At 64.1% G+C, this 6,087-nt stretch carries 3 protein-coding genes and 1 pseudogene; 3 read left to right on the top strand and 1 reads right to left on the bottom strand.

All coding sequences use genetic code 11. The features are described from left to right. Window positions 1–8: 8 nt before the first annotated feature. From AC0L2Z_RS10510 to AC0L2Z_RS10500, 3 genes and pseudogenes are all read left to right on the top strand, one after another. Window positions 9–767 (top strand): annotated as a pseudogene (locus AC0L2Z_RS10510) (ABC transporter ATP-binding protein). Window positions 768–781: 14 nt separating this feature from the next. Then, a complete protein-coding gene (locus tag AC0L2Z_RS10505; protein ID WP_128169027.1) occupies window positions 782–2,155 on the top strand; it encodes an MlaD family protein in 1,374 nt (457 codons plus the stop codon). 115 nt (window positions 2,156–2,270) lie between these two features. Further along, entirely contained in the window at window positions 2,271–2,885 is a 615-nt protein-coding gene (locus AC0L2Z_RS10500) for an ABC-type transport auxiliary lipoprotein family protein (RefSeq protein ID WP_413468521.1), read from the top strand. 127 nt (window positions 2,886–3,012) lie between these two features. Here the strand turns inward: AC0L2Z_RS10500 and AC0L2Z_RS10495 are convergent. Continuing rightward, window positions 3,013–6,087: coiled-coil domain-containing protein (locus tag AC0L2Z_RS10495; RefSeq protein ID WP_473627814.1), on the bottom strand; the 3,075-nt coding region annotated here is incomplete at its 5' end.

The raw sequence follows: 6,087 nt of genomic DNA, 5'->3' as shown, positions 1-6,087 counted from the left end.
CGGAGAGCGTGCTTTCTGCCCACGACGTCACCGTCTCCTTCGGCCACAACGTAATTCTCTAAAATTTGTCGCCCAATATCCGGGGTGGCTAAATTCTCGGCTGCGGCGGCGCCTCCGGCGCCGGCAAGTCGGTTCTGCTGCGCACCATTCTCGGCCTGGTGCACAAGCAGTCGGGAACGATCAAGCTGTTCGGCGTCGATGTCGAAAAGGCGAGCGAGAGGGAGCGCCTTCGCATCGACATGCGCCTTGGCGTCCTCTTTCAGCACGGCGCGCTGTTTTCGGCGCTCACGGTGCTCGAAAACGTGCAGGTGCCGATGCGCGAATATCTCGATCTGCCGAAAAAGCTGATGGACGAGTTGGCGATGCTCAAGGTCGAACTGGTCGGGTTGCCGCCGGATGCGGCGCAGAAATTCCCGTCCGAGCTTTCCGGCGGCATGATCAAGCGTGCGGCGCTGGCGCGCGCGCTGGCGCTCGACCCCGACATCGTGTTCCTGGACGAGCCGACATCCGGCCTCGATCCGATCAGCGCGGCTGAGTTCGACGAACTGGTCGTCAAGCTGCGCGATACCATGGATCTGACCGTATACATGGTCACGCACGATCTCGACACGCTGTTCACCGCTTGTGATCGGGTGGCCGTGCTCGGCAACAAGAAAGTGCTGGTCGAAGGCACGATCGACGACATGCTCAAGAGCGAGGAACCCTGGGTGAAATCCTATTTTCGCGGAAAACGTGCGCGGCAACTTGATCTTGCGGCCCGCGCGTAGCCATAAGTGGATAAATGGAAACCAGAGCCAACTACGTCATTGTCGGCATTTTCACGCTAGCCGCGATCCTGGCGGCATTCGCGTTCGTCTATTGGACGGCCGCGATCGGCGACAGGGGTGAGACGGCGATGCTGCGGGTGCGCATTCCGGGATCGGCTTCCGGCCTTGGCCGCGGCAGTTTCGTGCTGTTCAACGGCGTCAGGGTCGGGGATGTCAGGCGCGTCTATATCGACCCCGCCAATCCGAACGACGCCATAGCCGAAGCGGAAGTAGGCCGCACGACGCCAATTACCAAATCGACGCAGGCCGATATCGGGATCGTCAGCCTTGCCGGCCAAGCGAGTATCGAGCTCAGGGGCGCTGACCCCAAGGAGGTCAACCTTCTCGACCAGGCGGAGCAGGAGGGCCGCGTCGCCGAGATCGTCGCCAACCCGTCGGCGGTCACCAACCTGTTGCAGACGGCGCAGAACATCTTCACCCGCGCCGATACGGTTCTCTCCCAGCTCGAAGGCTTCACCAGCGACGTTCGCGGGCCGCTGACGCAGACCGTCAACAATGTGCAGACCTTCTCCGATGCGCTGGCCAAGAACTCTGACGGCATCGACAAATTCCTCGCCAGCGTCAGTTCGCTGTCGGAGGAACTGAGGGGCGTCTCGGGCAAGCTTGACGGCACGCTGAAGGCGGCGGAAGGGCTGCTCAACGCCGTCGACAAGGATCAGATCAAGAGTATTGTCGCCAACGTCGATACGGTGACCGAGAACCTGAAGGAAACCAGCAAGCAGTTCGACACGGTCGTCAGGAATGTCGACACCGCGGTGGGGTCGATCAACGATTTCGCCCAAAGGACGCAAGGCACGCTGGCCAAGGTCGACGGCGTTCTCGACGGCATCGATCCGGCACAGGTCCGCACCGCGCTGGCCAACATCCAGAAGGCCAGCGAAAACGCCAACGAGGCTGCCGCCGACATCGCCAAGGTGACCAACAAATTCGCCAACCGGGCCGACGATATCGACCAGACGATCAAGGACGCGCAGCAGCTCGCGGAGCGCCTCAACGACGCTTCGGTGCGTGTCGACGGCATCCTCGTCAAGGTCGATACATTGCTCGGCTCAGGCCAGGCCGACGGCATGATAGCCGATGCCAGGAATACCCTGAAATCGTTCAAGCAGGTCGCCGACACGCTGAACGCCCGCCTCGGCACCATCACCGACAATCTGGCGCGATTCTCCGGCCAGGGCCTGCAGGACGTCGAAGCGCTGGTCCAAGACAGCCGTCGCTCGATCAACCGCATCGAAGAGGCGGTAACGGATCTCAGCCGCAATCCGCAGCGAATCCTGTCAGGCGGCGAAGGTGAGGTTCGGCAATTCGATGGCAGGGTGCGGCGTTGACTTCGGCTTTCGCCGGCCCCAAGAACGGCAGGCAAGTACGCTGCGGGTGCGATTTGCTCATTCGATTCGGGGACAACGGGGATCGCGTGTGAAGTCGGTCGTGCTTAAATTGGGCGTGCTTAGATTGGGCGGAGTCAAAGCGGGCGGGCCCACTGCGGGTGTGGCATTGCTTGCGCTTTCGCTGGCCGGCTGCGCGTTTTTGCCGGGCGGCGGGCCGGCGCCCCTGGACACATTCGAACTGTCGGCGCCGTCGCTCGATGCGCGCGGCCGCGGCCGCCAACAAATCCTCATCGCCCAGCCTTCCGCGCTCAAGGCGCTGGACAGCCAGAACATCGTCATCAAGCCGTCGGTGCGCTCGATCCAGTACCTCAAGGGAGCGCAATGGGCCGACCGGCTGCCGCTGATCGTGCAGGCGCGGCTGGCCGAGACATTCCAGCGCTCGGGCAGTTTCGCCGGCGTCGGCAAGCCGGGCGAGGGCCTGGCGATCGACTATCAGGTGATCGTCGAGGTCCGTTCCTTCGAAGTCCGCGTCGACGGCGGCCAACACGCCGAGGTCGAGCTGTTCGTGCGGATATTGAACGACCGCAATGGCGAGGTGCGCGCCTCCAAGAGCTTCAACGCGACCGCGCCCGTCTCCGGCAGCGGCAACCAGGCCTATGTCGATGCGCTCGACAGGGCGTTCGGCGATGCCGCCAAGGACATCGTCCGCTGGACCGATTCGGTGATCTGACCACAGCCGGAACGGCCGGGCACTCAATTGTCGCTGCCAACGCCGGTAACGATGTGAAATTCAAATCCGAAGCGATTGCCCTAAAAGACGGGAGTTTCCCGCCTTTTTCTGTTCGCTTATCGTCTGATCAATGCAGGCGGCCACTGGCGTGGGCAAGCATCGTATAGACCTTGCCGGTGTCCGACGTCAGGTAGGTCTGCGCCATCATGTTGTCGCGGTCGTTGCGCGAGACGTCCTTGAGCAGCTTTTCGAAGTCGTCGCAGTAACGGTCGACGGCGGCGCGGAATTCCGCCTCCATTTGATATTTGCGGCGAATCTCGTCGAACGTCTGCTGGCCCTTCAGCGTGTAGAGACGCCGGGTGAACACGTCACGCTCGCCGCTCCGGTAGCGGTTCCACAGTTCGATCGAGGCGTCGTGATCGATGGCGCGAGCGATGTCGACGGAAAGCGAGTTGAGCGACTCCACGACATGAAGCGGCGAGCGCTGGGCAAGGGCCGTCGAGCGTGGCGCTTCCGAAGGTGCCGCCGGCTTGGCGGCCTCTTCGCGCGACGCCCCTGTCAAGAGATCGCGCACCCAGCCGCCTTGCGGCGCACGGCCATTAGGGTCGCGCTGGCGCGGCGCCGTCTCCGGCGGGCGTTCCAGGTCGCCGCGCAGTGTGGTGTCACCCGACGGCGCCTGCGGGGCAAGGGGTTCCGGGGCCGGAGGCCGGCGTAGCGGCTCAGTCGCGCGCGGGGCAGGCGTCTGCTGTGCTGGACGCAGGTTGCGCGGCTCGGAGGAGTCGGTGCTGCGGCCAGATTTCGCAACGATGTCAGAGAGTTCCTTCAGCGCGTTGATCTGCTCGGAAACGGCACGGCGGATGGCCGTGGTCGATTCCTTTGCCTCTTCCGGCATCTCGATGACACCCTTCTTGAGCTCGGCGCGGGTAAGGTCGAGCTCGCTCTTGATCGAGCTGGCGGTGCGTCGCATCTCCTCGGTCGCGTCGGCAAAGCGCTTGGTTGCCGAATCGACGACGTCGGCAATGGAGGTACGGATCTTGTCCGCCGACTCCAGCGTCTTGCCTTCGGCGTTCTGCAACGTCTGGCCGACCAGATCCTCGAACGAGCGCATGACTTTTTCGAGATCCTCCGACTTCTTGACCAGGCCGACGGCGAGGTCCTCCAGCGACGACTGCCTTTCCAGCGTGTGTTCGAGGTTGCTCTGGGCCGAGCTCAACAGGTCCGAAGCACTGGACAGCAACCGGCTGTGCTCGTCGAACTTGGTGGCGATCGAGGCAACCTCGCGCAAGGTCGAGGATGACAGCTCGGTAAGCCGTGTCGTGTTCGAATCGACCAGACGCGCCGAGCTGGCAAAAGTCTGCGCGGCTTTTTCCGTTGTCGCCGCAAAGCTTTGCGTGCTGCCGGTCAGGCGTTCGTCGACCTGGCCGAGATTGGCCGCCGCCTGTTCGATCAGCTGGCCGAGCTGTGCGCTCGAGGTGCTCATGCGGCCGATGAGATCGGCGACGCTGTCGGCAAGCGTCGAGCGCGCCCCTTCGACGGCCGACAATGTTTCGGCCGTGCGGCTGGCGAGCGCGTCGACCAAGGCGGCGTTTTCGCTGCGCAGCTTCTCGGTGGCGCGTTCGGTCACCTCTTCCATGCTCTTTTGCAATTCCGAGCCGCCGTGGGCGAAGCGCTCGACCAGAGGCCGTGCCGTTTCGTCAAGGATTTTCGAGATCTCGGCCGAACGTGCCGCAAGCATGGTGTTGAGTTCGCGGGTGTTGGTGCCGATGGTCTTGGCGGCGTCGTTGGTGCTCTGGCCGATATGCTGGCCGACCGCAGTGAAGGTTTCGGCGATCGAGTTGGCGCGCGAAATGAGCTGCGCCTCAGCGGTCGAAACCTGCTCGTTGAGCTTCTGGCCTATCGTTTCGGTGGTGTTGACCAGACGGTTTTCGACGCCGGCAACCTGTTCCTCGACGCGAGCCGCCGCGGCCGCCGCGCTGGAGGCCAGGCGCTCGTCGGCGCCCGCGAGCGCCTGCTCGATCTCACGGGCGTGGACGGCCAGGTCCTGCCCGGTCTGCTTTGCACGTTCGGCAACCCGCTGCTCGGTGCTGGCGAAGGCCCCGACGATGTTGTCGGCATGTTCTCCGATCGTCGACGTGCTGTCGGCGATACGCGACACCAGGCGGTGATCCGCCTCATCGAAGATGCGGGCGATCTCGGACGCGCGGGCCGACAACGCTTCCGAACCTTCGGCGATGCGCGAGATCAGCTGTTGGTCGGCAGCATCGAAAATGCGGCCAAGGTCCGATGCACGCGCTGCGAGCGCTTCGGCCGATTCGCCGATGCGCACGCTGAGCCGTTCGTCGGCGCCTTCGAAATTGCGCAGGATGTCGCCGGCGCGTTCCGCCAGCGACTGTGCCGTTTCGACCGCGCGGGCAACCAGCTTCTGGTCCGCCGCATCGAATGTACCGGCGATCTCGCTGGCACGGGCAGCCAGCTGGTCGGCCGTTTCCTGGGCGCGCGCCAGCAACGAGTTCGAGGTGTCGTCGACGCGGGCCATGATTGCGCTCGATGCACCCTCTGCCCGGGCAACGAGCGCGGTTGACGTGTCTTCGGCACGTGCGGCGAGGCGGCGATCCGCTTCCTCGAAGGTGCGTGCGATATCCTCCGCCCTGGCGAGCAGGGCAGCAGAGGTCTGCTCCGCCCGTTCGGCGATCTTGCGATCGGCGTCACTGAAAGCCGCACCTGCCTGCTCATGCAGTGCGCTGGTGACTTCCATGACCTTTTCGCGCAGCGCTCCGGCAACGAAGACGGCGCTCTTTTCGAGCACGCTGCGGACGTTGTCGACCCCGGTCGACAGCGCGCGCTCCATGGTCCCGGCACGCTCCTCGATGATGCCGGTCTGGCGGCTGAACGCCTGCTCGATCTTTTCGACGTCGGCGGCAATGGCGTCCGAGATGTCGGTGCTCCTGGCGGCGATCTGGTCGATATGGCCGGACAGGGAACGGTCGACTTCCTTGCGCGTGTCGGCGAGCTTGGAGAGGTCGTCCTCCAGCGCACGGGTCAGCGCGTCGCGGCCTTCGGTCAGCTTGCCGACGTGCCCGGCGATGATGTCGTCTATGTCGCTGCGGCTCGCTGCAATTTTCTGCAGGTCTGCTTCCAGCGCACGTCTGAGGATGTCGCGGCCTTCGGCCAGCTTCTCGACCTGGCCGGAAACCAGCCCGTC

Source organism: Mesorhizobium sp. WSM4850 (assembly GCF_055811735.1).
Note: the sequence above shows the minus strand (reverse complement) of the source record. Positions and strands in the feature narration are given on the sequence as shown.